We start from the raw sequence: 26,171 nt of genomic DNA on the forward strand, positions 1-26,171 counted from the left end.
CGAAGGCCGGGGGAGCGTCGCACGTCCGGCGGGAATCGTCGGACAGGCCCTACCCCTCGGCCGCGCCGGAGCGGCGGGCGAAGACCTCCGGACGGGCCGTCCGCAGGGCGGTGGCCAGCGCGCCGATCAGCACCGCCTCCTCGCCCAGCAGGCTCGGCGCGAGCCGGGGGCGCAGCGGGGTGAGGGCGTGCAGGGCGCGCTCGACCGGGCCGAGCAGCAGGTCGGCGCTGTGCCCGACGCCGCCGCCCAGCACCACCAGGTCGGGGTCGAGCACCGAGGAGACCACGGCCACCGCGTAGGCGAGCTGCTCGGCCTCCCGGTCGACCGCGCCGAGCGCCGCCGGGTCGCCGACCCGGGCCGCGTCGAAGACCTCCTTGGCGGTGGCCGCCCCGCGCAGCCCCAGCCGCTCGGCCGCGCGGACCACCGACTCGGCGGAGGCGGCGGACTCCAACATCCCCCGCCGGTCCCCGCTGGTCGCGTCCCCACCCGCGACGGCCTCGGCGAGCGCCACCCCGGGCAGCGGCAGGAAACCGATCTCGCCCGCCGCGCCGTGCGCGCCCTGCTGCAGTCGGCCGCCGGCGACCACGCCCATGCCCAGCCCGGTACCGATCAACAGGTAGACGAAGAGCCGGCTGCCCACCCCAGCCCCGCGGGCGTACTCGCCGAGCGCCGCCAGGTTGGCGTCGTTGTGCACGCTGATCGCCGTGCCGAGCCCGGCCCGCAGCCGGTCGAACAACCCCAGGCGCCCCCACCCGGGCAGGTTCGCCGCGTACCGGACCCGCTGCTCGGACTCGTCCCAGACCCCCGGCGTGCCGATCGCCGCGTGCACCACGTCGGCCGGCCGGAGCCCCGCCTCGTCGATCGCCGCCAGCGCCGCCGCGACCACCGCGTCGGCCACCGCGTCGGCGGTCCGGCCCCGGTTGGGCACGTCCCGGCGGGCGACGATCTCCCCGGCCAGGTCCGCGACGGCGATCCGCAGCCGGGCCCGCCCGATGTCGATGCCCAGCACGTGGCCGGCCGTCGGGTCCGCCTCGTACAGCACGGCGATCCGCCCGCGCTCGGGCGCCAGCAGTCCGGCCTCCCGGGCCAGCCCGGCCTGTTCCAGGTTGGCCAGCGCGCTGGAGACGGTGGGCTTGGAGAGGCCGGTGTCCCGGGCGAGCTGGGCGCGCGAGGCGGATCCGGCCGTGCGCAGCCGCTCCAGCAGCAGCCACTCGTTGTTGCTGCGCAGGCGCCGGCGGTTCCACGCCTCCCCGGCGGGAACCGGTGCCGCCGCCTCCCTGGCCGGGCCGGGGACCGGGTGGGAGCTCATCGTCGCCTCCGCGCCTTCGTGCTTCTCCGCATGATCGTTTCCGGTCACCCTATGCGACCGTGGCGAGGCCGGCCCCGGTGGCCGTCCCTGGGCCGTTCTCCCCCGCCGCGGGACTCTTGCGCATCAAGTTAGGTTATTTAACCTAATCCCCGAGCACCCCTCCCCCACGCCCGGAGGTCCCCGTGTCGTCCCCCGGCTTCACCCGATGAATCGGCCTCTTCCAGGCCACCGCGATCAACATGAGCCAGATGTGCGGCATCGGACCGTTCGTCACCATCCCCCTGATGGTGGCCGCGTTCGGCGGCCCGCAGGCGGTGCTCGGCTGGATCGCCGGCGCCGTGCTCGCCCTCGTCGACGGCCTGGTCTGGGCCGAGCTGGGCGCCTCGCTGCCCGGCGCCGGCGGCAGCTACGCCTACCTGCGGGAGGCGTTCCAGTACCGCAGCGGGCGGCTGATGCCGTTCCTCTTCGTCTGGACCGCGATGCTCTTCATCCCGCTGATCATGTCCACCAGCGTGGTCGGCTTCGTCCAGTACCTCGGCTTCCTGTGGCCGCACATGACGACCGGCCGGGGGGATCTGGTCGGACTGGCGCTGGTCGCGCTGGTGACCGTGCTGCTCCGGCGCCGGCCCGGGCTCGCCCGCCCGTACCGGATGTGGCTCTACCCGGCGCCGAGCATCGTGGCGGCGGTCGGCTGGCTGGTGGTGTACGGCCACGCGGACCGGAACTCGCCCGGATTCCACCCGATCGAGTGGTCGCTCGCCTGGGTCGCGCTCGGCACCGCGGCGTTCCTGGTCTGGGCGCGCCGGGAGCGGACCTGGCCGTTCGGGCCGCGGGAGGTGCGTGAGGGGTTCCCGGCACCCGCCACCTGACCGCCCGAGGGGGACGGGCGCGCGGCCCGGCGGTCCGATGATCGACAATGGCGGCCATGAGGCTGTTCCCCGCGCTGGCCGGCGTCCTGCTGCTCGTCCTGACCATCGGCAGCATCCTACGCACCCTGGTGGTGCCACGCGGGCTCCACTCGATGCTGGTCACCCGGCTCTGGCGGACCCTGCGCGGCATGCTCCGGCTGTTCGCGGTGCCGTTCGGCAGCTACCGGGCACACGACCGCGCGCAGGCCTGGTTGGCGCCGCTGATGCTGCTCGGCATGCTGTTCTGCTGGCTCTGCGCGTTCCTGGCCGGCTTCACCCTGCTGCTGTACGGTACCTCGCGGCTCTCCTGGGGCGTCGCGGTCCGGGAGGCCGGCTCCAGCCTCTTCACCCTCGGCTTCGCCAGCGGCGCCCGGCTGCAACTGGAGACCGTCGACTTCCTCGCCGCCGCCAGCGGGCCGCTGGTGATCGCCCTGCAGATCGCCTATCTGCCGACCCTGTACGGGAGTTACAACCGGCGCGAGGTCGAGGTGACACTGCTGCAGTCGCGCGCCGGCGAACCCGCGTGGGGTCCCGAACTGTTGGCCCGGCAGTCGCTGGTGGACACCGAGACCGCGCTGCCGCAGCTCTACCGGGACTGGGAGCGACTGGCCGCCGAACTGGGTGAGAGCCACTCCAACTACCCGGCGCTGCTCTCCTTCCGATCGCCGCAGCCCTACCGCAGCTGGATCGTCGGTCTGGTCGCGGTGATGGACGCGGCGGCGATCCAACTGTCCGTCAACCCGCGGACCGCGCCGCCGGAGGCCCGGCTGGTGCTGCGCGCCGGGTTCACCGCGCTGCGCGACATCGCCCGGGTGGTCCGGATCGACTACGACCCCGACCCGGAGCCGAACAGCCCACTGCGACTCAGCTACCCGGAGTTCGACGCGGCGGTCTCGATGATCGTCGCGAGCGGCTTCGAGACCGAGCGGCCCAGCGTGCTGGCCTGGCCGCACTTCCAGGGCTGGCGGGTGAACTACGAGGCCATCGCGTACGAGCTCTGCCGCCGCTGCGACGCCGTACCGTCCCTGTGGACCGGGCCGCGGGACTTCCCGTCCACCCCGATCCCACCGAGCCGGCCCGCCGACCGCCGACCGGGCACCCCGCCGGGCACGGCCTGAGCGCTCGGGGCTTGCACCTCACGCGGCGTGAGGTCGCAGAGTAACGGCATGACCTCCACGACCACCTGGAAAGTCGGCCCGCTCGCCGAGGCCAGCGGCCTGACCGTACGCACCCTGCACCACTGGGACGGCATCGGACTGCTCAGCCCGTCCCAGCGCACCGCTGGCGGGCACCGCGAGTACACCGAGCCCGACCTGGTCCGGCTCTACCAGATCCTCGCGCTGCGCGCCCTGGGCCTGAGCCTGGAATCCATCGCCACCTGCCTGGACGGCGGCCTCGACCCGGCCCGGCTGGTCCACGACCACCTGGCCCGGGTGGAGAGCGCACTCGCCGGACTCGACCCGCTGCGCCGGCGCCTGCGGCGGCTCGACGACGACCTGACGGCCGGCCGGGAGCCGACCACCGGCACCCTGCTCGACGCGCTGCGTGCGCTCGGCCGCACCGGAGCGGAGGACGGCGGGACGCTGCGCGTGCACCTCGACCCCGAGCAGCTCCGGCTGCTGGAGACCCGCGGCGCCGCGCTCGGGCCGACGGCGTACTACCTGCTGGAGGTCGAGTGGCCCGAGCTGTACCGGCGGGCCGGGCGGCTGCGCACCGACGGGGCGCCGCCCACCGACCCCCGGGTCCGCCGGCTGGCGGCCCGGATGGACGAGCTGACCGTCCTGTTCACCGGCGGCGACGCGGCCGTCTCGGCCGGCGTCCGGGCCGCCTGGCGGGCGGACCCGGCGGCGATGTCCGGCGACCCCGCGGCCCCCGCCGACGAGTGGCGGGAACTCGCCGACTACCTGGACCGGGCCCGCGGCACCGGAGCCTGACCTGAGTTCTCATGAGGCAACCCATCCGCCGGCCGATCGCCGTGGCCGCCACGCTCCCGAACCTGCTGACCGTCCCGGCGACCTGCCTACTGGCCACCAGCGGCGCGCTCCCCTGGGGCGTGCTGCCGGCCGAGGCGATCGCGCTCACCTGCTGGCCACGACCGCCGGCGTCCGGCCGCACCCGCACCGGCGCTGACCGGCCGCCGGCCACGGCACCGCCCCGGCCGCTCAGGCCGCGGCGGTGCCGCCCGCGTTCCAGCGGATCGCGGCGGCGCCCGCGTAGTCGCCCGCGTGGGCGAAGCCGCCCAGCACCACCAGGTCGCCGTTGCGGACCCGCCCGGCACGGACCGCCTGGTCCAGGGTCACCGGGATCCCCGCGCCGAACAGGTTGCCGCAGAGGTCGAAGGTGTCGGCGTGCCGTTCCGGCGGCAGCCCCAGCGCCTCCCGCCAGTTGGTCAGGAAGGTGCGGTTGGGCTGGTTGGTCACCAGCAGGTCGATCTCCTCGGTGCCGACGCCGAGCCCTTCGCACAGCTCGGTGACCACCTCCGGCACCAGCCGGTTGCCGCGGGCCAGCACCTCGGCGACGCCGGACTCGGTGAACCCGATCCGCAGCTGGGACCCGCCGGGCTCCCAGTAGCGGCGGCCGTCGTCCAGCACCGCGGTCATCTCCCCGGCGTGGTCGCCCAGGTGCCGGGCCACCACGTCCAGCACGGGGGCGGCGGCGGAGGTGGTCAGATAGCCCACCCCGCTGCCGTCCCCGGGGATCGCGGCCTGGGCCAGCCCGCGCACCTCGGACTGGGTGAACAGCTGTCCGGCCGTGGTCTGGGCGTTGCAGATCAGCGCGGTCCGGGCGTCGGTGCCGGTGAGGAGCTGCCGGGCCAGCTGGAGCATGTGCACGAAGGAGGCGCAGCCCGCGTTGGCCACGTCGATCAGCCAGCGCGGCTTGAGCCCCAGCCGGCGCGCCACCTCGGTGCCGGCGCCGACGAACGGGATGTCCGGCAGCTGGCTGTGCACCAGCAGGACGTCCACCGAGCGGATCTCCGCCGCGCCGTGCCGCTCGATCAGCGGCTGCGTCGCGCGCTCGATCAGGTCGACGTTGGTCTCGCCGGGGGCGACGTGGTGGCGCAGCGGCGGGACCCGGAACATCGGGCTGTCCCGGAGCTTGTCCTCCGCGCCGGGGTACGCGGTGTAGAACTCGGCGGGGACCGGCTCGCCGGGCAGGTAGCCGGAGACGTCGGTCAGGCTGACCGTGGTCACCGCGCCACCGCCGGGCGCGGGGTGCTGCTGATCGGCAGGCCGTTGCGGTGGCGGTGTTCCAGGATCGCCTTGAGGTTGGCCATCTCCACGGTGTGGCCGGCGTAGAAGAGGTCCCAGTAGTCGCCGACCCACGGTCGCCGCGGGTCCGGCGCCAGCTCGGGGTGCGGGTTGCGGTCGTAGTGGGGGTGCCGGCAGTTGGTCCAGGTGACCACCGAGCCGGGCCGGTCCAGGACCAGCCGGGCCGGTACCACCCGCATCAGGTAGATCATCCAGAGCTGCTCGCCCTGGTCCCAGGCGCAGTGGAAGTCCACCGTACCGGCCTCGGCGTTCGACTCGACCCGGCAGTAGATCCGGGTGTCGGCAGCCAGCCGGTCGTCGCCGGCCCACAGGCCGGGGGTGTCGGTGGGGGCGAAGTCGCGCAGGCTGAAGGTCCACTCCTCCAGGTGGTGGCCCTGCCGCAGGTACTCGTACACCTGCTCGGGCGGGCAGTCGATGTACTCCTGGATCGTGCAGTACCGGCCGTAGACCTGGTCGTGCGGGTAGTCCGCCCGGGTCAGCTCGGCGCAGCGGGCCAGCAGCCGCTCCTGGTCGGTGCTCTCCACCCGGGTCAGGCCAGGGATGTCGGCCAGCTCAGCCGACGTGGACGGGTCCGCGGTCATCGGCGGTCTCCTCGTGCTCGGCCGGCTCGGCGCCGGCGGTGATCGGTATGGACGGGGTGTTCGGTACGGACGGGTTGTCGGGTATCGCCAGGAAGGGCAGGAACGGCGGGGTCTCGGCCGGGTCGAGGTCGAACGTGACGAACGCCGGGCCGCCGCCCCCGTTGCCGTCCAGCAGTGCCCGGCGCAGCTGCGCCGGGGTGGCGGCCCGGGTGGCGGCCAGGCCCGGGAAGAGAGCGGCCACGCCGGCCGCCAGGTCCGCCGGGCGGAACAGGCTGCCGGGGTGCACGCCGCCGAGATAGAGCCGCTCCCGGCTGGCGCACATCGCGTGGGCGTTGTTGTTGAGGATCACGAAGGTGACCGGCGCCGCCTGCTCGACCGCGGTGTGCACCTCCATGCCGTGCATGAAGAACGAGCCGTCCCCGGCGATCACGTACGTGCGCCGGCCGGTGGCGAGCGCGGCGCCGATGCCGGCCCCGAAGGTGTAACCCATGCCGCCCATCCCGACGGCCACCACGAAGCGGCCGTGCCGTGGGGCGGGCAACAGGTGGATCGCGGCGGCCCCGGCGTTGCCGGCGTCGACGAAGACGTGCGCGTCGGCGGGGAGCGCGCCTTCGACGGCGGCCAGCGCCCCGGCGTACGAGCCGGCGTGGGTGGTGGCGGGCTGGGCGGCGCGCAGGGCCGGCTGAGGGGGTGCGCAGAGCGGTACCGGACCGGCGTGCGCGGGGGCCGGCCGCGCGCCGGGTGCCAGCAGGTCGGCCAGCCCCCGCAGGGTGGTCCGGATCCCGTCGCGCAGCGCGATCCCGGGCACGAACGGCGGCTCGGGATCGACGCAGACCACCGGTGTACCGGCCAGCGCCCGGTCCAGGCCGGCCCGCGCCAGGTCCGGCAGCCGGGTACCGACCAGCAGGCAGGCGTCGGCCCGTCGCAGGCAGTCCGCCACGTTCTGGTGGCCCATCACCCCGGCCACCCCGGCGAACCGGGCGTCGGCGTTGTCGAACACGTCCTTGGCGTCCGGGGAGACCGCCACCCAGGCACCGAGCCGGCCGGCCAGCGCGGCCAGCTCGGCCCGGGCGTCGGCGGCGGCCACCCCCTCCCCCGCGATGACCAGCACCCGGCGGGCGGCGCGGAGCAGCCGAGCCGCCCGGTCACGGGTGACGGGATCCGCCGGCTCGGCCGGTACCGTCGCCGGTGCCAGGGCCCGCGGCTCGACCAGGGCCTGCTGCACGTCCTTGGGCAGCAGCAGCACCGCGGGCCCCGGGACGCGGCCGCGGGCCGCCGCGATCGCCCGCGGCAGCAACTCGGCGAGCGCGTCCGGCTGGTCCACCCGGGCGCAGAACCGGCTCACCGGCGCGAAGAGCCGGCGCGCGTCGAGCGAGCCCGCCCGGCCACTGGAGTCCTGGAACACGCCACGCCCCTCCCCCGCGGTGGGCGGCTGCCCGACCAGGGCCAGCACCGGCACCCGGGAGGCGTACGACTCGGCCAGCCCCGGCAGCAGGTTCACCGCGCCGCCGCCCGAGGTGGCCGCGACCACGCCGAGCCGGCCAGTCACCCGGGCCTGGCCGTCGGCCATCGTGGCGGCGGAGAACTCGTGCTTCGCCACCACCACGCGGATCGGGCCGCCGGGCACGTGCAGCGCGTCGAACAGGTCCTCGATGTTGGCGCCACCGACGCCGAAGACGTGCCGGACGCCGTGTCGGGCCAGCTCCGCGGCCAGCTGGTCGACCAGCCGCACCCGGACCGGGGTCGTGCTCGCCGGTTCGGCGGTCATGTCGAACTCCTCTCCGCCGGTTCGGGGCGCAGCAGCAGCCCGGCCGGCGCGATGGTCTGGAAACGGTGGCGGTACTCGCCCGGGGTCAGCTCCAGCGCCCGCCCGAAGGAGCGGAAGAAGGTCTCCTGAGTGGGGAACCCGCTGTGTCGGGCGATCTGGCCGACCGGCAGATCGGTGGTCTCCAGCAGCTTGCGGGCCCGGGCGATCCGCATCTGCTCGACGTACTGGCCCGGGGGCATGCCCACCTCGCGCCGGAACACCCGGGCGAAGTGGCGCACGCTCATGTTGGCGCGCTCGGCGATCTCCGGTACCGGCAGCGGCTGTTCGAGGTGCTCCAGGATCCACTCCTGGGCCGCCCGGATCGGCGCGCGGTCGGCCAGCTGAGCCTCCAGCACGGTGCTGAACTGCGACTGTCCGCCGTTCCGCTTGAAGAACAGCACCAGGAACCGGGCGGTCTCCAGCGCGAGGGCGGCGCCGTGGTCCGCCTCCACCAGGGCGAGCGCCATGTCGATCCCGGTGGACACGCCGGCCGAGGTCACGAACCGGCCGTCCCAGACGAAGATCGGCTCGGGGTCGACCGCCACCGCCGGGTAGCGCTCGGCCATCTCGGCGCAGTACGCCCAGTGCGTGGTGGCCCGGCGGCCGTCCAGCAGCCCGGCCTCGGCCAGCAGGAACGCCCCACCGCAGACGGACGCCACCCGCCGGGACCGGCCGGCCGCGGCGCGGATCCAGCCGACCAGCGCCGGATCCGCCAGCGCCTCGGGCAGGCTCCAGCCGCCGGGCACGATCAGGGTGTCGATCGGACCGTCCGCCGCGGCCAGCGGCTCGGCCCCGATCTCCATGCCCGCGCAGGTCCGCACCAGGGGTGCGGCCGCCGAGACGAACTGGATCCGGTACCCGCCCGCCGGGTCGGTGAGCCGCCGGTTGACCGTGTCGAACACTTCGACCGGCCCCGAGATGTCCAGGGCCTGTGCCCCGGGATAGACCACCACCACAACGCGTCGCTGCTGCACGGTGACAGCCTGTATTCGACACGGGAGCGGCCGCAATGACGGCTTACTGACGAATTCGGCCACGCGGGACGGAAGATGCCGCTGACCATGGGTTCTTGACGGTCCGTGAGCACGCACTGTGAGCGAGGTCACGACAAGTCGCCTGGTGGTGCGTCACGTTCCAGTGGACTTCGCCGAGGAGTGCCGGACCCGGCGGGGCGGCGTCGTCCAGGACGCGGCCGCGGGCCGAGCGACTTCGGTCACCACCCGGCGGCCACCACCCGCCCGAGGGGCCACCGCCCCGAAGGACATGCCGTCGAGCCACCTGCCGGCCGGGGGCGGGCCGGCACCGAGGAGATGTGCGAGCGGCGCGCCCGTCGGATGACGTACGACCAGGACCGCGGGGAGCCCGGCGCGTTCCCGGCTGGCCAAGGGCCCTCCGGATGTCGAGCGGCGGCCACCGGCCGACCGAGGTGCGGCCGGTCCGGGTCACGGTCCGACCGGCCCCGCCCAGCCCTCCTGGACGGCCTCGACGCACCGCGCCAGCAGGGCGCGCAAGGAGTCGCGTTCGGCGGGCGTGAAGGCCGCCGCCAGCCGGCGCTCCAGACGGACCGCGGCCGCGTCGGCGATCCGGACGGCCTCGCGGCCGGCCGGGGTGAGCCGGGTCTCCAGCATCTTCTGGTGCCACGGGTGGGGCGTGCGCTCGATCAGGCCGATCTCCTGAAGGTTCTTCAACAGGGCGGCCATCGCCTGCGGGGTGACCAGGCAGGCGCGGGCCAGGGCGGCGCCGGAGATTCCCGGCTGTTCGGCCAGCACGGCGAGCGCGGCGTACTGCGGGACGCTCAGCCCCGAACCGCGCAGCGCGGCCGTCTTCGCCCCGATCACGGCCTGCTCGGCTCTCTTGATGTCCAGGCCGAGCCTGTCCTCCGCGGGCATCTCCATGTCGGGGAGTGTATCGAGCACATCAAGCGTTGAACATGTATCAAGGCCTTGATATACATCAAGGCATGAAGACAACACGGACCATTCTGATCACCGGCGCGACCCAGGGCCTCGGCCGGCAGCTCGCCCTGGAGCTGGCCCGAAGCGGCGCGAGTCTGCTGCTGCACGGCCGGGACGCCGACCGACTGGCCGAGACCGCGGCGGCCGTCCGCGCGGCGCGGGCCACCGCGTCCGTCCGGACGTACCTGGCCGACCTCGCGGACCTCGACCAGGTGCACGCCCTGGCGCGGCAGGTCCTCGCCCGGGAACCGCGCCTCGACGTCCTGGTCAACAACGCCGCGATCGGCGCGGGCCGGCATCCCGAGGAGCGTGAACTGAGCGCTCAGGGCCATGAGTTGCGGCTCGCGGTGAACCACCTCGCGCCCCACGCGCTGACCCGGGCGCTGTTGCCGCTGCTCGCCACCCCGACCGGGCCCGCGACCCCGGCCCGGGTGGTCAACGTGGCGTCGATGGGCCAGGCCCCGATCGATCTCGACGACGTGATGTTCGAGCGCGGCTACGACGGCCTGGAGGCCTACTGCCGCAGCAAGCTCGCGATGATCATGTCCACCTTCGACCTGGCCGCCGAGCTGGACCGGACGCCGGACGACCCGGCGGTCACCGTCAACGCGGTGCACCCCGCTCACCTGATGGACACCCGCGCGGTGCGGGAGGCCGGCCTGGTGCCGGCGGTCGACATCGAGGAGGGTGTCCGACCGACGGCCCGGCTGGTCACGGACCCGGCGCTGGCGAGCGTCTCCGGGCGCTACTTCGACCGGTTCACCGAGGCCCGGGCGCAGGAGCAGGCCTACGACCCGGCCGCCCGGTCCCGGCTGGCCGCGCTGACGGCCGCACTCACCGCGCCCCGGTGACCGCTCCGGTCGTTCTAGGGCAGGAGCCGGACCGTCCGCCCGGTGGCGAGTGCCTCCTCGGCGGCGGCCAGGATCCGCACCACCCGCAGCCCGAAGGCCGCGTCGCAGTCGTGCGGCTCGCCGGAGAGCAGGGCGTCCATCGCGCGGTGGAACGCCGCGCCCGGCCCGGCGGTGGAGTCCGGGAGGACGGCCACCCCGGCCGGGCCGCGCAGTTCGACCGACCGACCGGCGGCCGGCGGCGGCGCCGACAGGCCGAGGTCCGCGGTGCTCGAAGCACCGCGGACGTGCCGCAGCACCAGGTGCACGGTGTCGGCGGCGCCGGCCACCGCAGTGACCTGTTCGACCTCGCCCAGCGTGGGCAGCAGCACGGAGAGCGCGTGCGGGCCGATGTCCCACAGCGGCCCCTTCTCCCGGCGCCAGGGCGAGGCCGCGTACGGGCTGTCCGTGGTGAAGACGGCGGCCAGCCACTCCACCCGGCCGGTGAGCCAGTCACCCGCCGCGGCCTGCGCCGCCGTCCAGGCCGCCTGCTCCCGGTCGAAGCGGAGTGTGAAGAAGACCTGGCTGCGCACCCCGGCCCGGTCGGCAGCCGCCACCACGGCAGCGGCCTGCTCGACGTCGGTCGCCAGCGGCTTGTCGAGCAGCAGGTGGCGGCCGGCTCGGGCGGCCCGCACCGCGAGCTCGGGCTGGACGCTGGGCGGCAGCGCCACCGTGACCGCGTCCACCGCGTCGAGCAGGGCGTCGACGTCCTGGTACGCGGTCACCCCGTGCGCCGCGGCCAGCGCGCCGGCCGCCTCGGGGCGGCGGCCCCACACCCCGGCGAACTCCACGCCGGGGTGCGCCGCCAGCACTGGCGCGTGCACCCGGCCGGCCCAGGGGCCGGTCCCGAGCAGCCCGATCCGCATCCGCTCCTCAGCTCCCGTCCGTGGTCAGCCCAGCACCCGGATCAGCGTGAAACCGTCGTGCCCCTTGACGCCAACGGTCTGGACCGCGGTCGCCGTGACCCGCGGCTCGGCGGCGATCAGCTCGTGCATCCGGCGGACGCCCACCACGTTCGGGTCGGTGTCGTCCTCGTCGACCACCCTGCCCCCGCGCACCACGTTGTCCGCGATGATCACCGAGCCGGGACGGGTGAGCTCCAGCGCGAGGGTGAAGTACTCGGGGTAGCCCGCCTTGTCGGCGTCGATGAAGATCAGGTCGAACGGCTTCTCGGCATCGTCGATCAGCTCCGCCAGGCTGTCCGCCGCGCGGCCGGTGCGCACCTCGGCGACCTTCTCCAGCCCCGCCTCGTGCAGGTTGGCACGGGCCACCGCGGCGTGCGCCGGGTCGAGCTCCAGCGAGATCAGCCGGCCGTCCTCCGGCAGCGCCCGGCCCAGCCAGATCGCGCTGTAGCCGCCGAGCGTGCCGACCTCCAGGATCCGGCGCGCGCCCATGGTCAGGGCGATCAGGTGGAGCAACTTGCCCTGGTTCGGCGCGACCGCGATCTCCGGCAGGCCGGCCGCCGCGCTCGCCTCGTGCGCCGCCCGGAGCACGGCGTCCTCCCCGACCAGGGCGTCGTTGAGGTACTCGTCCACCGCGGTCCATCGCTGCTGCTGATCCATCAGTGCCTCCGCCGTTCGGTCCGTACGCTGTGCCGCATCCTACGGGGTGTCCCGGCAGGCACATGACGGCCGGTCAGCGGCCCGCCGTCACTCGCCGGCCGGCACCCGGGCGGGCTCCTGCCCCCGGTCCGCCGTCTGGGTCCGGGCGGCCCGCCGCTTGACCACCACCGCCGAGCCCAGCCCCGCCAGCACCGCGAGCACCAGCGCCACGTACGAGAAGCTCTGCAGGTACTTCTCCACCACCTTGCCCACGTAGTAGACGGCGACGGTGGTACCGCCCGCCCAGATCACCCCGCCCAGCACGTTGGCGATCAGGAACTTCCAGTACGGCATCCGCAGCGCCCCGGCCAGCGGCCCGGCGAAGATCCGCAGCAGCGCGACGAAACGGCCGAAGAAGACCGCCCACATGCCCCAGCGCTGGAACGAGCGCTCGGCGGTGGCCAGGTGGTCGGGCCCGAAGTGGCGCGGGAACTTCCGGCCCAGCTTCTCGAAGAGCGGCCTGCCGCCCTTGTGTCCGATCGCGTAACCGATCGAGTCGCCGATGATCGCGCCGGCCACGGCGCAGACCGCCACCAGGAACGGGTTGATGGTGCCCTTGGAGGCCATCAGTCCGGCCGTGACGAGGGCTATCTCGCCCGGCAGCGGGATCCCCAGGCTCTCCACCCCGATGATCAGACCGACCAGCAGGTACACCGCCCCCGGAGGAACGCTCTGGATCCACACGTCGATGTGCAAGGCCGGTACCTCCAGGCAGGTGTCGATCAGGGAGCGGGGCGGTCGGGAAGCGGACGGTCGGGAAACGCGGTTCCGCGCGCCGGAACATCCGAGCCTAACCCGCCGCCTCCAGGGAGGACGTTTTACCCCTGCTTTAGGTTCCGGAGACCGCGACGCCGGTGGACCCGCGCGAGAGGATCCGCAGCACCCCGGCGGTGTTCCGGCTCCCGGAGGCGCCCGCGCTCCGACCGTTCCCCCGCCGGCTCGGCCCCGAGCGGACCGGACTCCTCGGCACCCACGCCGTCACTCGCTCGCTCCTCTCCCCGCGACCCGCCTTCCGGCGTTCTGGCACTCGGGCGGTGTTCAGCCGATGCTGAAGGCCCCGGCCGGGGGCGGCGGGGAGGGCCGGGCCACCGCATCGGTCACCGGCTGGGCGCCGGCCGCCAGCTCGGCCAGTTCCTCCCCCGCGACCAACCGGGCCGGGAACGGGTCCCCGGCCAGCCGACGGGCCAGGGCCGCCACCGGCAGCGGCCGGCGCGAGCCGATCAGCAGCAGGTTGCCGTACCGCCGTCCGCGCAGCACCGAGGGCTCGGCCACCAGGGCGGTCTCCGGGAACACCGCCCGGACGGTGGCCGCCTGGGCCCGGGCGAACTCCAGCGGCGCGCCGTCCGCGAGGTTCGCCGCGTAGCAGCCGTCCGGGCGCAGCAGCGCCGCGGCCAGCCCGACGAACTCCACCGAGGTCAGGTGCGCGGGGGTGCGCGAGCCCTGGAAGACGTCGGCCACCAGCAGGTCCACCGAGCCGGGTGGCAGGCCGCCGAGCGCCGCCCGGGCGTCGCCGACCGTCACCGTGATGCCCTGGCCCGCCCACGGCAGCACCTCGGCGACCAGCTCGACCAACGGGCCGTCCGCCTCGACGACCCGCTGCCGCGAGCCGGGCCGGGTGGCGGCGAGGTAGCGCGACAGGGTGAGCGCCCCGCCGCCGAGGTGCAGCGCGTCCAGCGGCGCGCCCTCGGGCGCCAGGGCGTCCGCCAGGTGGCCGAGCCGCTGGGTGTACTCGAACTCCAGACGGGTCGGGTCGCGCAGGTCCACGTAGGACTGCGGAGTGCCGTCCAGGGTCAGCAGCCAGCCGCCCGGGCAGTCCAGGTCGGGCATCAGCTTGGCGGTGCCGAACGCGGTCTCCCGGAGCACCGGGTGCGGCTCCTCGGTCACAGGTACGCCTTGAGCCAGCGGTCCAACTCGGTGAAGACCCGCTCGCGGACGGCCGGGGCGGAGAGCACCAGGTCGTGCATCCCGCCCTCGATCCGCACGGTGGTGACGTGCCGGCCCAGTCGCGGGGCGAGCGCGGCGATGTCGTCGGCGCGCAGCACGGCGTCCCGCCGGTGCAGCGCCGGGTCCCACTTGGTCGTGCTGATGCTGGCGGTCGAGGCCATCAGCAGCACCGGGCAATCGATGTGCAGACCGCGCCGCACCTGGCGGTGGCCACGGTCGATGGCGGCGAGCCAGCCGGCATAGAGCGGGAAGCCCTCGGCGGGCTTGAGAGCGAGGTCGAAGTCCCACTCGCCCCGGTGGTCACGGTGCAGGCTGTGCACGTAGTGCGGGTTGAGCGCGGAGGGCAGCTTCCGGGTCGCTGCGAAGCGGCCCAGCACGCCGACCGCGGGCGAGCCCAGGGTGCGCGCCGCCCGTGCCGCGGGCATGGAGAGGAACGGGCTGTTCAGGAAGAGCCCGTCGATCACGCCGCGCCCGGCCAGCCGGTCGGCCCACAGCGCGGTCACCAGACCGCCGGTGGAGTGCCCGTTGACCAGCAACCGGGTGTGCCCGTCCTGCTCGCGGATGATCCGGACGGCGGCGTCCAGCTCCTCGTCGTAGGCGCGCAGGTCGCGGACGAAGTTGGGCGAGTGGTGCGGCCGCAGCGACCGACCGTACTTGCGCAGGTCGAGCGCGTAGAACGAGTAGCCGAGGTCGACGAATCGATCGGCCAGGTGGGTCTGGAAGAAGTAGTCGGTGTAACCGTGGACGTAGAGCACCGCCCGCTCGGAGCCGGGGACCAGTCGCCGGACCAGGGTGGCGCTGACGGCGCCCTCCTCGTCGACGGTCAGCGGCAGCTCGGCGGCCTGGTACGGCTCGCCCAGGATGTCGGTTCGGAATTCCACAGCGTCCACAGCGCCGACTGTACTGGGTGGCCCACGGGCGGCACTGCGGCCGGTCACGGGTGCCACCGGCCGACCCGCGCGCCGGACGGCTCAGGACGGGCGGCCCGCCCGCCCGCGCTGGCCGGGCCGGCCGCGCAGCACGTCCACCATGCCGAGGCCGGCCGCGCAGAGCGGCACCGAGAGCAGCGCGCCGAGGATGCCGGCCACCCCGGAGCCGGCCACCACCGCGATCATGATCGTCGCGGGGTGCAGTTCGACCGTCCGGCTCTGGATCACCGGCTGCAGCACGTTGCCCTCCACCATCTGGACCGCCAGTACCACGCCCAGCACCCAGAGCGCCTTGGTCAGCCCGCCGTCCGCCAGCGCCACCAACACCGCGACCGTGCCGGAGAGGAACGCCCCGATGAACGGGATGAAGGCGCCGAGGAAGACCAGCGCACCCAGGCCCGCCGCGCCCGGCACGCCGAGAACCGCCAGGCCGATGGTGATGAAGGTGGCGTCGATCAGCGCGATCAGGGTGGTGCCGCGCATGAACCCGGCCATCGCGGCGAAGGCCTGCCGGCCGCAGGCGATCACCGTCTCCGCCTGGCGCTCCGACAGCACCGACCGCACCAGTTCCCCGCTGCGGTGACCGTCGCGCAGGAAGAAGAAGACCAGCGCCAGCGCCAGTACGCTCCCGGTGATCACCTGGGTGACCAGCCCGAGCCCCGACAGCACGCCGTCGGCCAGCGAGGAGGCCAGTGAGCTGCCCGAGCCGGCCGACTGGGTGAGCGCGAACCTGATCTTCTGGCCGAGCGGGCCGAGCCTCTCGGCGATCTGGTCACCGGCCCGCTGGAGCGCGTGGACGATCTGCGGGGCGCTGTGCACCAGCGAGTTGGTGAGCACCGCCAGCACCGTGAGGACCACCGCCACCAGCACCACGCAGGTCAATCCGGCCGCCAGGCCCCGCCCCAGCCCGCGCCCGACCAGCCAGGGCACGACCGGGTAGAGCAGCGCGGTGCCCAGCAGGGAGAGCAGCATCGGGATGGTCGCGGCCCGCAGGGCGACGAAGGCGTAGACCACCAGGCCACCGACGGTGATGAAGAGGATCACCGCGACAGACCACGCCGCGGCGGTCCGCACCGCGGGCGGCAGGGACTGGTGGGGCTCGTGGTGGCTCTCGGGCTGCTGATCCGCCGCCCCTCCGGGCGTGGGGTCCGTCGACATTCCGCCTCCGCCTCCGCCGGACCGTTCTCTTGATCGGTCCATCTCAGCAAACAATCTGACGAAATGTCCGACCCGCGGCCCTACGGCGCGTCCGGGCCCGCACCCCTTGGTCGGGCGGGTCCGCCGGTCATCCCCGGGCCGCCGGTGCGCCGGGCCGGCGGCGGCCGTCGATCACCGCGCGCAGCACGTCGATCCGGTTGGAGGTGAGCGAGGAGACGCCGGCCGCCAGCATCCGGCGCATGGTCCGGCGCAGGTCGACCGTCCAGACGCTGACCTCCAGGCCCTCGTCGCGGGCCCGGTCCACCAGCGCACGGTCGACCAGGCCGAACGGCGGGTTGAGGTAGCGCGGGCGCAGGTCGTCGAGGAGCGGGCGACCGGGCAGCTCGGGGCGCTTCCAGGTGAGCGCCACGGTCGCGTCGGGGGCCAGCTCGCGGACGGCGAGCATGGCGGTGGCCGGGCCGCAGAACGCCACCCGGTCCTCGGCGCCGAGCGCGGTGACGGTCCGCCAGGTGGCCGCGGCCGGGCCCGGCTCGTCCAGGTCGATCAGCAGCCGACCGGACGGGGCGCCGGCAAGCAGGGTGAGCGCCTCCTCCAGGGTCGGGATCCGCAGTCCGCCGGTGAAGGTCCGGGCGGCCAGCTGGGCCGAGGCCAGTGCCCGGACCGGGCGGTCCAGCTCCCACAGCCGCTTGAGCGTGGGGTCGTGCAGCAGGACCGGGACGCCGTCCCGGGTGAGCTGGACGTCGATCTCGACGGCGTCCGCCCCCGCGGCGAGCGCGGCGGCGATCGCCGGCAGGGTGTTCTCGCGGTGCCGGTAGGGGTCACCACGGTGGGCGACCGCCAGTGGCCGCGCCGCGCGGTCCGCCGCGCGCTGGGTGGTGGGCAGGGCGGCTGCTGGCACTGCGCTTCCTCCGGTCTCCCGCACGACCCGCTCGATCGGGCCGCTGCGCTCGGGTGCGACGGCTATTCGATCACGCTATTCGATCACGGTCAGCCGCGTTCGATCATCACATTGGTGGACTTGATCACCGCGGTGGCGGCGGCCCCGGGCACCAGGCCCAGCTCCTCGGCCGACTCCCGGCTGATCAACGAGACCACCCGGAACGGTCCGGCCTGGACCTCCACCTGAGCGGCCACATCGCCCAGCACCACGTGGGTGACGATCCCGGGGAACCGGTTGCGGGCCGAGGACGGCCGGCCCTCCGCCTCCGCGGCCCCCGGCCTGGCGAGCTCCCGGGCGAAGGCCGCCAGCCGGTCGCCGGGGATGATCCGGTGGCCGTGGTCGTCGCGCGTGGCGGCGACCCGGCCGGCGTCCACCCAACGGCGCATGGTGTCCGCGCTGACACCGAGGATGGCCGCCGCCTCGCCGATGCGGTAGTGGTCGACCGGCCGGTCGGGCTGCCCCATGACGCTCCCTGAGTTCTCCTGGCGGCCGTGCCGGTGGGGTCGGCGCGGCCGAAACTTGCTGGCACGGTTCATCCTCTCGCATCCGGCGGGCCTTCCCGCACCATCCGCCATTCGGCCCAATTCGGACTGATCGGGCACCATGGACCGCAGAGTAGATCAGCAGACCACCGGGTGATCAGCCCGCTGCTGCGGGCGAACGAGCGGATGTCCCTGGAACCGGAGACCCTGTCCTTCGCGTTCCTCGCCGAGTGCGAGGCCGGCGAACGGCGCGGGACCGTCCTGCCGCCGCGCCCCCGGCCCTCGTTCCGGGCGCTGGCCGGGCGGCTGGCGATCGGTGTGGTCCTGGTGGCCGGTCTGGTGACGGCCGTGCTGCTGGGCACCCCGGCGCTCACCACCCCGCCGGCGCACGGACCCGTGGTCAGCGCGGCGCACTAGCCGGGCGGCGGCGCCGATCGTTGTCCGAGGGGGGCCTCGTGGATCCGCGCTGTCGGGCAGAGCTCAACCGAACGGCGTGACCGGGGACCACACGCCGAACCACTGCTCGGCGCCGTACTCCTCGAACCGCTCCACCTCGGTGAACCCCAGCTTCACCGCAAGGCGCATCGAGCGGTCGTTGGCGGTCTGGGTGCAGAGCACCACCGGCTCGCCGGGAAGCGCGTCGGCGAACCAGTCGAGCGCCGCCGCGCACGCCTCGGTGGCGCACCCGCGTCCCCACGCCTCCGGCAGGAACATGTAGCCGAGCTCGGCCTCCCCGCCTGCCGGACGGACGTGACCCGGGCGCTCCGCGTCACGCCGATCGAGCGTGATCATGCCGATCGTCGCTCCGTCGAGCTCGACCACGAAGAAGCCGAAGCGCCGCCCGGGCACCTCGGGCATCGCGCGCTCGAGCTCGTCACGCGGCCGGGAGCCACCGACGTAGGTGCCCACCTCTGGTGAGGCGAACAGTTCGATGAACGCCGCACGGTCCCGGGCCTCGGACTCGCGGAGCACGAGCCGTTCGGTCCTGATCGGGGCGGGCGGCCAGGTGACGGGGTGCACGGTGATCTCATCCGACATGGATCGGCTCCTGACCCTCTCGGCCACCCGGTGCGACTCCGTATGGCCATTGCGGACAACGACTTCTGACGTCGTCACACATGGGGACGCGCTCCGACGGACGCCAGTTGCTGCACCCGGAGAGATCCGCCGGACTGGCTCCGGCCGTTCCGACCCGCGGGGCCGGCGCCGAGGCTGGGCGCGGGACCGAAGGCGGGCGCAGGGACGAGACCGTCCTGAGCACCGAAGGTGAGCCGCCGGGCAAGCGCTCAGCTCGGGATGAGCGCGTCCCACTGATCGCGGGTCGGGCCGTCGTGCGTGGGCGAGAAGTCCGGGTGGGCGGCCAGCCAGTCGGTGACGGCTCGGTCCACTTCGTCGGTGCCGTAGGCGTCGTCGGCCGGTCGCAGGAGATGGCGTACCTGGGCACGGGCTCGCATGACGACGGGATCGTCAAAGGCGCAGGCGGCCAGGGCGGCGGCCCGCCGGTCCGAGGGTGGTGAGCTCTCGGTGAGGCGTTGCTCGTTGCCGTGGTCGGCCGTCACCTGCGCGTCGAACCACGGGCGGAGGACCTCTGCCGTCCAGGTGTGGTAGCCGATGGGGTCCGCGGCGATCCCATCGACATGGGCAGCGAGGTGCTGGGCGGCACGCAGGCCGAGGGCCACGCCATGGCCCAGGGTGGGGTTGGTGTGGACGAGGCTGTCCCCGGCGTTGACCAGGCCCATGACGACAGGTCCGTCATCGTCGATGAGGGAAGTCCAGCGGTTGTCCAGGCCGGCCATCGCCAGGACGGCGGTCCGCGGTTCGGGGGCCAGGTCGAGCCAGGCGGCGGTGGCGGGGAAGCGGCGGGCGACGGCCTCGAACACGGCAGGGTCGGTGAGCGCGCCGCGGGTCGGATCACCCGTGGAGAGCACCAGGCTCACCGCGAAGGTGTCGTTGTCGGAAGGGAAGACGCCGGCGAGTGCGAACGGTGCGGCCGAGCCGGTCTTCACCCGCCCGGGGTCACGCGGGCCATCGGCACGCAGGCGGTACCAGCGGCACAGATAGGCGATCCCGGTGCGGTGGCTGTCGACCACGGGACGGCGGCAGCCGGCCGCTATCAGCCAGGCGGAAACCGGCGAGCGCCGACCGGACGCATCGACGGACCGGTCACGCGCCGCGCGAACCGGCCATCGACGACGACCCCGGCCTCACCGATGCCGTGATGGCACACCCCGTCTACGGCTCGATGGGCTGGCTCGCGGTGGTGAATCCAGGCAGGCGGACCGGTACCGCGACCTGCGAGCTGCTCCGCGATGCCTATCACCTCGCACGTTCGCGCCATGAGCGACGTACTGGGTGACGGCCGGGCGCGGTCCCCGGCTGGGTGGCCGTAGGCGCTCAGTGGCTCGTTCAGCCACCACAACCCGCCCCTGGGCCGCGCCGAACCGCTGGCCGGCGCGGGACGGGTGTCCGCGCGGCCGGTGCGCTCTGTCCTCGCGGACCGTGCACTCTGCCCCCGCGGACCTGACATCCGGGCCCGGTTCCCGCGTATCCAGGAGGAGACGTCATTCCCACGCCGGAGGAGGCGCTGTGCGCGACCATGCGAATGCCAGGGGCACCGGCAAGGAGGAGGCCGGTCCGGCGGCCCGCGGAGCCGCCGCGGCCCGGGGCGAGCGGCTCCCCGGCCTCCTCCACCTCCAGGCGACCGTCGGGAACGCCGCCGTCGGGCGGCGCCTCCGGCGGGCCGGGCGCCTCGACACGCCGGAGGAGCACCGGAACGGCGACGGCCCCGGTCACCCGGCCGAGCGGGCGGCGGTGCAACGCTCCGCGGTCCACGACGTCCTGCGCAGCCCTGGACGGCCGCTCGACGAGGCCACCCGCGCCGAGATGGAGAGCCGTTTCGGCGCCGACTTCTCCGAGGTCCGCATCCACGACGACAGTGCCGCGAAGGCGTCCGCGGCCGACATCGGGGCCCGCGCCTACACCGCCGGCCACCACGTGGTCATCGGTGCGGGCGGTGCCGACAAGCACACCCTCGCCCACGAACTCACCCACGTCGTCCAGCAGAGCCAGGGGCCGGTAGCCGGCACCGACATCGGCGACGGGCTCCGGGTCTCCGACCCCGCCGACCGCTTCGAGCAGGAGGCCGAGAGCACCGCGCGCCGCGTGATGGGCGGTGCGGTACCGGCGACCCGCCGGGCCGAGAGCACCGCGCAGCTCGCCGGGCGGGCACCAGGGCAGGCGGTCCAGCGCTGGGCGGCCCAGAACTCCCAGGCCAACGAAGCCATGACGGTGTCCAGCGGCGGGCTGTTCGCGGTCGCCGCCGATGGACCGACCTCGGTCTGGGTGCGGGTCGGAACGCCGGACGCGAACGTCTCCCCGGCACTGCGGCCGACGCACGCACAGCCGCAGAACCTCTTCGGTACCGGGGACTACCAGGAGTACCAGCTCGCCAGGCAGATCCTGGACGACTGCCTCCACACGGCGGAGGAGATCATGCACAACGCCGTGGGAGAACTGGCCGACGGTGCGAACAGCAACATCCGCACGACCGCCGGCACCAAGGCCTTCGGCGTGACGGACGAGTCGAACCGCGAGCGTGCGGCGGCCTTCCGTGGGGAGCCGGACCGCCGGGCGGCTCCGGTCGTCGGCCAGGCCTACGTGATGGTCGCCATGAACCCCGGTGAAACGGTCATGTCGCAGTATCACGCGGCGGCGGTCGTGGGGGTCGACGGAGCCGACACCGTGACCTTGGAGGCCTTCGCCGGCAGCGGGCAGACCGCCCCGGACCCCAGGACGTACACCGTCAACTCGACGGCCTCGTTCCACGACTACTGGACCGGCGGCTACTACAGCGTCCACTACCCCCACGTCACCATGAAGACGGTCGTCATCGGACCGCGCGGCCAGGGCCGCCGCGTGGCGGCGGGCGACGAGCGGCCGGCCAACCCTAACGTGACCTGACCGGTCGGCTGTCCGCTCGCACGGATGGCCGTGCCCTCGGCGGGCGAGCGCACCGAACGGGTGGAGAGCGACCGCACCGCACGGCCGAGGCGCGCCGGGGTCGGGCTGTGGTCAGGACCGGCTGAGCGTGTCGACCAGCGCGTCAAGGTGTCGGGCCGCCTCGGCAGCGGCCCTGGTGGGGTCGCCGGCCTCGATCGCCTCGTACAGCTCGCGGTGGATGTCGTGCGGCGCCTCGGGCAGTCCGGGGGTCGTCTGCGAGCGGCGCAGACTCTCGGTCACCGCCCCTGCCAGGCCTTGGTACAGCTCGATCAGCACGACGTTGTGCGAGGCCTCCACCACCGCACGGTGGAAGGCGGCCCCGGCCTCGACCGGGTCGACCGTGTGCGCCCCGCCGTAGCAGTGCTCGTGCCAGGCGGCGGTCAGTCGCGCGAGGTCCTCGGGCGTGCGTCGCTCGGCGGCTTCCCTCGCGGCCTCCACTTCCAGCGCTCGCCGCGCCAGGAGGATGTCGCGCAGGTCGGCCGGGGCGAAGCGACGCCGCAGGATCCCCTCCGTGTCGGTGCGTGCGCGCACGTAGACACCGTCGCCGTGGCGGATCTCCAGCACTCCGGCGTGTGCGAGCGCGCGCACGGCCTCGCGCATCGTGTTCCTGGCCACGCCGAGCATCTCCAACAGCTTCGGCTCCGGCGGGATCCGGTCGCCGACCCGCCAGTGCCCGCGGGCGATCTCCTCCAACACGGCCTCGGCGATCTGCTCCACCCGCGAACTGGACCCGACCTTGAGCATCACATCTCCCAGCTAGACGGTCAATGATTGACTGTCAGTCAGGACCCATGATTGCCTTCGGGGCATGGATCTCGCAACTCCGGCCGCGGGTCGGATCACCACCGCCACCATCCGCACGGGCAGTCTCAGGACCGGTGGCGCCGCACTGAACTGGCGCGCGGACCAGGTCACGACGAACGTGGTCCTCGTCCACGGCTCCTTCGACGACCACACCAGCTGGGACCGGATCGTCCCCCTCCTGCCCCACGACATCACCGCCATCCGCTACGACCGGCGCGGCCACAGCCGCAGCAGCGCCCCCGCGGGCCGGTCCGGCCTCCACGACCACGCCGGTGACCTCGTGTCCGTGATCACCGAACTCGCCGGAGGCGCCGCCCATGTGGTCGGGCACTCCTACGGCGCGCTGGTCGCCCTCATGGCCGCGGCCCGCCACCCGGAACTGGTCAGCAGCGTCCTGGTGCACGAGCCGCCGGCCTTCCCCCTGCTGACCGACGATCCGCAGGGCGAGCCGCTGCGCGCCGAAGCCCGCGCCCACGTCACCACTGTCGCCGCCCACATCGAGGCGGGCCGCCAGGACCAGGCGGTGGCCCTCTTCGCCGAGAAGGTCGCGTTCGGCCCCCGATGGCGGGAGCTGTTCCCGCAGCCGCAGCGGGCCATGCTCGCCGCCAACGCCCACACCTACCTCGACCAGTTCCACGACCCCGACCACTACGCGCTCGACCTCGAGGCGCTCGCCACCGAGCGCGTCCCGATCACCGTGACCGTGGGCACCGACGGGCCCGCAGCGGTACGCCGTTGCACCCAACTGCTCGCGAACCGCCTGCCGGCCGCGACCGTGGAGACCCTCACCGGGGCGGGTCACGCGCCTCACCTCAGTCACCCCGACGAGTTCGCGGCCGCCCTGGCGCGGCACCTGGGACGGGTGCGCCGGAGCTGAGGGCTGCGGCCCGGCCACGAGCGGACTCGAGGCCGCCGCGCCGAGTCCGGCGGCCGGCGGCCGCGCGAGGTCCTGGACGTCACCAACTCTTGCCGCGGCCAACGGAGTCCGGCATCCTTCATCCGCGACGACTCCCCCGCCCGCGGCCGCCGCCCGGGACTCGGGGCCGACCCACCCGATCGAGCGCGGCGCGAACGGCCGGCGATGGCACCGACGATCATGGTTATTTGACTGTCGAAGAGGTGTTCCGGTGTCGATTGGTGGCCCACCATGAACTAGTCCTGCGCGAAGCGTGCAGACCGGGTCACAAGGAGTGATCGACTCGATGGCGTGGAACCTGCGGAACACCCGAGTGGATGGTGCTCTCTTCCGGGCGGACGGCGCCGACGCCGTGCCCGCGGAACGCGGGCCGGTTCCGGGACCGGTGCTGCCGGACCCGACCGGCGGGACCGGCCCGTGCGTCTCGCCCGCCGGGTCGTAACTCAGCCAGGCCGAGCGCGAGTTGGGGCTGGCGCTGTACCGGATACGGGTGGAGAGCGGGCGGGCCGCTGGCGCCGTCGGCCTGGTGGCCGACCATCCTGGCGTGGCACGCGGGCAGATCCCGGCCGTACCGTCACCACTGACGTCCCGGTACGGCGCCGGGGCCGTCGGCCCGTGCGGCCGGGCCCGGCAGAGCCCGGCCGCACGGCATCGCCGACGGCACCGGAGCGTCGGTCCCGCGCCGCCGACGACTCATCCCGCCGCGGCCCCGGCCCGGCAGGCCGCACGAGCCGCGAGGACGTCCGGGTCGTCGGGCAACAGCTGGGCGGCGATGTCGAGTTCCGCGAGGGCGGCGTCCCGGTGGCCGGCGTCCCGGAGCCGGGTTCGTGCTTCACCTGCCCGGCCACCCGGAGCCACCGGACGGCGGCCGGGGTGTCCCGGGCCCGGCCGGCCGGAGGTGTGCCCCGCCCGGCTCCAGCGCAGCCGGCACCCCGTGGTCGGCGGGCAGCCACAGGCGCTCCGGGCGCGGCCACCCACCAGCGCCTGCCCGGCCGGTGGCCGCCAGCTGGGTGATCGGACAACCCGGCAGCACCCCGCCTCCGCACCCCGCCGCGCTGACGCGGCGGGGAACGGCCGCCACCCGCTCTACTACGGACGGCATTCATCACCTCGCCCGGTTCATCTTCCTCGACCCGACCGCCCGCGACCTGCTCGCCGACTGGGAGACCGCGGCCCGCGGCACCGTGGCCGCCCTGCGCCTGTACGCGGGGCGCCACCCGCACGACCCCCGCCCGACCGAGCTGGTCGGCGAACTGTCCGTGCACGACGAGGACTTCCGCCAGTGGTGGGCCGACCACGATGTCCTCGAGTACACCCACGGCACCAAGCGCTACCGCCACCCCCTGGTCGGCGAACTGGCCCTCGACTACGAGTCCCTCACCCTGCCCGACGACCCGGACCAGGCCCTCTACCTCTACACCGCCGCACCCGACAGTCCCTCCGCACACGCCCTGCGCCTGCTCGGCAGCTGGTCGGCGCCCGACCCCGCGGCCCGCGACGCCGACCGGGAGAACCCGTGGTAACGACGCCCCCGCCTACCGTGCGCTGACGGCGTCCTTCCCCGCCTCCAGGTCCGACAGCACGGTGCGCAGATCGTCGTTGACCCGGCGCCGACGTTCGGGCGGAAGCGCGGAGAGCAGCCGCAGTTCGGTCTCGGTCTTGGTGGCGAACACCCGCAGGGCTCGGCTGCGGCCTTCCTCGGTCAACGTGACCGTCACCGAGCGCCGATCGTGGAGGGCGAAGTCACGCAGCACCCACCCCTTCGCCTCCAGCCTGCCCACCCGGTTGCTGACAGCACCGGAGGTCAACTGCATCTGCCGTGCCAGTTCACCCGCGGTGAGCCGTTGGTGAGGGGCACGGATCAAGCAGGCCAGCAGTTCCAGTTCCCACAACTCGATCTGGTGCGGAGCCAGTTCGCGCTTGATCTCGGTCTCCAGCCAGTGGCTGATCCGCCGCAGGCGGTAGGCGAGCGCCTTGGCCTCCAACAGCTCGGGGTCGAACGCGCCGGCGAGGACCTCCACCATGTCGTCGACATGGTCCGTGCGCGGTGTCCGCCCCATCTGGTGCCCCTTCTGATGCTGGATCACGCTCCAGCGATGAAATGAGGGTCATTATATGAATGCTCTCGTGTCCGGAGAGCTCGTATCCCAGGCAGCTCGCACCCAGGAAGGTCGGGAACCGATGAGTTCGGCACGACAACGGGCCGGGGCCGTGGTCACCCTGGCAGGGGTCGCCGCCGTGGCGCCCTCGGTGTGGCAGACCGCCAGCCACATCACCGACGAGACGTACCGCGCCCCGCAAGTTCGCCATGGTGAGGGGCACGTCCAGTACCACATGGCACGTGAAGTGCTGATCACCGCGGGTTCGGTCGGCGTCCTCGTGATGGGGGTCCTGGCCGGTCGGAACAGGAGCCACGCCGTGTGGCGAGGCATGGTCGCCGCGGCCGCCGGGATCGGCGCCGCGATGTGGTCCGGTGGGCCGACCACCGGCGTGTGGGCACCCAACCGCAAGGCGCTCCTGGTCCACCTCGCCTCCACCACGGGACTCGGCGTGGGTGTGGTCCTGCTGCGCCCGAAGGCGGAGCACCGATGAGTTTCCTGAGTCAACCCCTATGCCGCCAAAGTGGTCTCGGGAGTCGTTTTGATCTTGCTGTTGGCCTGGTGGGTGTCGGGGTCGTAGGGC

General features: G+C 74.0%; 27 protein-coding genes and 1 pseudogene. 10 read left to right on the forward strand and 18 right to left on the reverse strand.

The window, feature by feature from the left end:
* Positions 1 to 49: 49 nt before the first annotated feature.
* Complete coding sequence (locus ACZ38L_RS02240) at positions 50 to 1,309, reverse strand: ROK family transcriptional regulator (protein ID WP_465688378.1); 1,260 nt, start codon at positions 1,307 to 1,309, stop codon at positions 50 to 52.
* A gap of 248 nt (positions 1,310 to 1,557) precedes the next feature.
* Between ACZ38L_RS02240 and ACZ38L_RS02245 the strand changes: the two genes are divergently transcribed.
* The 3 genes from ACZ38L_RS02245 to ACZ38L_RS02255 are packed head-to-tail and all read left to right on the forward strand — an operon-like array spanning position 1,558 to position 4,151.
* On the forward strand, positions 1,558 to 2,178 hold the full coding sequence (locus ACZ38L_RS02245) for an amino acid permease (RefSeq protein WP_465688380.1): 621 nt from the start codon (positions 1,558 to 1,560) through the stop codon (positions 2,176 to 2,178).
* Between the two features lie 56 nt (positions 2,179 to 2,234).
* On the forward strand, positions 2,235 to 3,335 hold the full coding sequence (locus ACZ38L_RS02250; protein ID WP_465688382.1) for a hypothetical protein: 1,101 nt from the start codon (positions 2,235 to 2,237) through the stop codon (positions 3,333 to 3,335).
* Between the two features lie 48 nt (positions 3,336 to 3,383).
* Positions 3,384 to 4,151 carry a MerR family transcriptional regulator gene (locus ACZ38L_RS02255; protein WP_465688384.1) on the forward strand — a complete coding sequence of 256 codons (768 nt, stop codon included), beginning with the start codon at positions 3,384 to 3,386 and terminating at the stop codon, positions 4,149 to 4,151.
* 228 nt (positions 4,152 to 4,379) lie between these two features.
* Here ACZ38L_RS02255 and ACZ38L_RS02260 read toward each other — a convergent pair whose 3' ends face one another.
* The 5 genes from ACZ38L_RS02260 to ACZ38L_RS02280 form a co-directional block, all read right to left on the reverse strand.
* Positions 4,380 to 5,408: a 3-oxoacyl-ACP synthase III family protein gene (locus ACZ38L_RS02260; protein ID WP_465688386.1), complete on the reverse strand. Its 1,029-nt coding sequence runs from the start codon at positions 5,406 to 5,408 to the stop codon at positions 4,380 to 4,382.
* Positions 5,405 to 6,067 (reverse strand): SRPBCC family protein, encoded by a 663-nt coding sequence (locus tag ACZ38L_RS02265; protein ID WP_465688388.1) that lies wholly within the window; start codon positions 6,065 to 6,067, stop codon positions 5,405 to 5,407. The genes ACZ38L_RS02260 and ACZ38L_RS02265 overlap by 4 nt, the downstream gene beginning before the upstream one ends.
* Positions 6,039 to 7,835, reverse strand: coding sequence for a thiamine pyrophosphate-binding protein (locus ACZ38L_RS02270; protein WP_465688389.1), 1,797 nt, complete (start codon positions 7,833 to 7,835; stop codon positions 6,039 to 6,041). Before ACZ38L_RS02270 ends, ACZ38L_RS02265 begins: the two co-directional genes overlap by 29 nt.
* Positions 7,832 to 8,848, reverse strand: a complete 1,017-nt coding sequence (locus tag ACZ38L_RS02275; protein ID WP_465688391.1) for a GlxA family transcriptional regulator — start codon at positions 8,846 to 8,848, stop codon at positions 7,832 to 7,834. The genes ACZ38L_RS02270 and ACZ38L_RS02275 overlap by 4 nt, the downstream gene beginning before the upstream one ends.
* Before the next feature lie 468 nt (positions 8,849 to 9,316).
* Positions 9,317 to 9,769 carry a MarR family winged helix-turn-helix transcriptional regulator gene (locus ACZ38L_RS02280; RefSeq protein ID WP_396559834.1) on the reverse strand — a complete coding sequence of 151 codons (453 nt, stop codon included), beginning with the start codon at positions 9,767 to 9,769 and terminating at the stop codon, positions 9,317 to 9,319.
* Between the two features lie 65 nt (positions 9,770 to 9,834).
* Between ACZ38L_RS02280 and ACZ38L_RS02285 the strand changes: the two genes are divergently transcribed.
* On the forward strand, positions 9,835 to 10,680 hold the full coding sequence (locus ACZ38L_RS02285; RefSeq protein ID WP_465688393.1) for an SDR family NAD(P)-dependent oxidoreductase: 846 nt from the start codon (positions 9,835 to 9,837) through the stop codon (positions 10,678 to 10,680).
* A gap of 14 nt (positions 10,681 to 10,694) precedes the next feature.
* Here ACZ38L_RS02285 and ACZ38L_RS02290 read toward each other — a convergent pair whose 3' ends face one another.
* The 8 genes from ACZ38L_RS02290 to ACZ38L_RS02325 all read right to left on the reverse strand — a co-directional run bounded on the left by ACZ38L_RS02290 (position 10,695) and on the right by ACZ38L_RS02325 (position 17,752).
* On the reverse strand, positions 10,695 to 11,582 hold the full coding sequence (locus ACZ38L_RS02290) for a Gfo/Idh/MocA family protein (protein ID WP_465688395.1): 888 nt from the start codon (positions 11,580 to 11,582) through the stop codon (positions 10,695 to 10,697).
* Positions 11,583 to 11,606: 24 nt separating this feature from the next.
* A complete protein-coding gene (locus tag ACZ38L_RS02295) occupies positions 11,607 to 12,278 on the reverse strand; it encodes an O-methyltransferase (protein WP_465688397.1) in 672 nt (223 codons plus the stop codon).
* 87 nt (positions 12,279 to 12,365) lie between these two features.
* Positions 12,366 to 13,013, reverse strand: a complete 648-nt coding sequence (locus ACZ38L_RS02300; RefSeq protein ID WP_465688399.1) for a DedA family protein — start codon at positions 13,011 to 13,013, stop codon at positions 12,366 to 12,368.
* 342 nt (positions 13,014 to 13,355) lie between these two features.
* Positions 13,356 to 14,144 carry a spermidine synthase gene (locus ACZ38L_RS02305; protein WP_465688445.1) on the reverse strand — a complete coding sequence of 263 codons (789 nt, stop codon included), beginning with the start codon at positions 14,142 to 14,144 and terminating at the stop codon, positions 13,356 to 13,358.
* A 53-nt stretch (positions 14,145 to 14,197) separates the two neighbouring features.
* On the reverse strand, positions 14,198 to 15,151 hold the full coding sequence (locus ACZ38L_RS02310; protein WP_465688401.1) for an alpha/beta hydrolase: 954 nt from the start codon (positions 15,149 to 15,151) through the stop codon (positions 14,198 to 14,200).
* Between the two features lie 81 nt (positions 15,152 to 15,232).
* Positions 15,233 to 16,348: an AI-2E family transporter gene (locus tag ACZ38L_RS02315; protein WP_465688403.1), complete on the reverse strand. Its 1,116-nt coding sequence runs from the start codon at positions 16,346 to 16,348 to the stop codon at positions 15,233 to 15,235.
* Positions 16,349 to 16,475: 127 nt separating this feature from the next.
* The gene (locus ACZ38L_RS02320) at positions 16,476 to 17,246 is read right to left on the reverse strand and encodes a glycerophosphodiester phosphodiesterase (protein ID WP_465688405.1); all 771 of its coding nucleotides are present in this window, start codon (positions 17,244 to 17,246) and stop codon (positions 16,476 to 16,478) included.
* An 89-nt stretch (positions 17,247 to 17,335) separates the two neighbouring features.
* Positions 17,336 to 17,752, reverse strand: a complete 417-nt coding sequence (locus tag ACZ38L_RS02325; RefSeq protein WP_465688407.1) for a TOBE domain-containing protein — start codon at positions 17,750 to 17,752, stop codon at positions 17,336 to 17,338.
* A gap of 171 nt (positions 17,753 to 17,923) precedes the next feature.
* Between ACZ38L_RS02325 and ACZ38L_RS02330 the strand changes: the two genes are divergently transcribed.
* The gene (locus ACZ38L_RS02330) at positions 17,924 to 18,187 is read left to right on the forward strand and encodes a hypothetical protein (protein ID WP_465688409.1); all 264 of its coding nucleotides are present in this window, start codon (positions 17,924 to 17,926) and stop codon (positions 18,185 to 18,187) included.
* A 63-nt stretch (positions 18,188 to 18,250) separates the two neighbouring features.
* On the opposite strand, the gene ACZ38L_RS02335 is transcribed toward ACZ38L_RS02330, so the two are convergent.
* The gene (locus ACZ38L_RS02335; RefSeq protein WP_465688411.1) at positions 18,251 to 18,808 is read right to left on the reverse strand and encodes a GNAT family N-acetyltransferase; all 558 of its coding nucleotides are present in this window, start codon (positions 18,806 to 18,808) and stop codon (positions 18,251 to 18,253) included.
* A 248-nt stretch (positions 18,809 to 19,056) separates the two neighbouring features.
* Positions 19,057 to 19,935: pseudogene (locus ACZ38L_RS02340) on the reverse strand (FAD-dependent oxidoreductase); the annotation flags it as partial.
* A 20-nt stretch (positions 19,936 to 19,955) separates the two neighbouring features.
* Here ACZ38L_RS02340 and ACZ38L_RS02345 point away from each other — a divergent pair.
* The gene (locus ACZ38L_RS02345) at positions 19,956 to 20,126 is read left to right on the forward strand and encodes a DUF6194 family protein (RefSeq protein WP_465688447.1); all 171 of its coding nucleotides are present in this window, start codon (positions 19,956 to 19,958) and stop codon (positions 20,124 to 20,126) included.
* Positions 20,127 to 20,356: 230 nt separating this feature from the next.
* Positions 20,357 to 21,730: an eCIS core domain-containing protein gene (locus tag ACZ38L_RS02350; RefSeq protein ID WP_465688413.1), complete on the forward strand. Its 1,374-nt coding sequence runs from the start codon at positions 20,357 to 20,359 to the stop codon at positions 21,728 to 21,730.
* A 111-nt stretch (positions 21,731 to 21,841) separates the two neighbouring features.
* On the opposite strand, the gene ACZ38L_RS02355 is transcribed toward ACZ38L_RS02350, so the two are convergent.
* Positions 21,842 to 22,513: a FadR/GntR family transcriptional regulator gene (locus ACZ38L_RS02355; RefSeq protein ID WP_465688415.1), complete on the reverse strand. Its 672-nt coding sequence runs from the start codon at positions 22,511 to 22,513 to the stop codon at positions 21,842 to 21,844.
* A gap of 64 nt (positions 22,514 to 22,577) precedes the next feature.
* Between ACZ38L_RS02355 and ACZ38L_RS02360 the strand changes: the two genes are divergently transcribed.
* Entirely contained in the window at positions 22,578 to 23,450 is an 873-nt protein-coding gene (locus tag ACZ38L_RS02360) for an alpha/beta fold hydrolase (protein ID WP_465688417.1), read from the forward strand.
* 1,034 nt (positions 23,451 to 24,484) lie between these two features.
* The gene (locus tag ACZ38L_RS02365; protein ID WP_465688419.1) at positions 24,485 to 25,012 is read left to right on the forward strand and encodes an MmyB family transcriptional regulator; all 528 of its coding nucleotides are present in this window, start codon (positions 24,485 to 24,487) and stop codon (positions 25,010 to 25,012) included.
* 12 nt (positions 25,013 to 25,024) lie between these two features.
* Here ACZ38L_RS02365 and ACZ38L_RS02370 read toward each other — a convergent pair whose 3' ends face one another.
* The gene (locus ACZ38L_RS02370; RefSeq protein WP_465688421.1) at positions 25,025 to 25,576 is read right to left on the reverse strand and encodes a MarR family winged helix-turn-helix transcriptional regulator; all 552 of its coding nucleotides are present in this window, start codon (positions 25,574 to 25,576) and stop codon (positions 25,025 to 25,027) included.
* A 94-nt stretch (positions 25,577 to 25,670) separates the two neighbouring features.
* Here ACZ38L_RS02370 and ACZ38L_RS02375 point away from each other — a divergent pair, with 94 nt between their 5' ends.
* Positions 25,671 to 26,081 carry a hypothetical protein gene (locus ACZ38L_RS02375; protein ID WP_465688423.1) on the forward strand — a complete coding sequence of 137 codons (411 nt, stop codon included), beginning with the start codon at positions 25,671 to 25,673 and terminating at the stop codon, positions 26,079 to 26,081.
* The last annotated feature ends 90 nt before the right edge of the window (positions 26,082 to 26,171 follow it).

The organism is Kitasatospora sp. NPDC024654 (assembly GCF_055559155.1).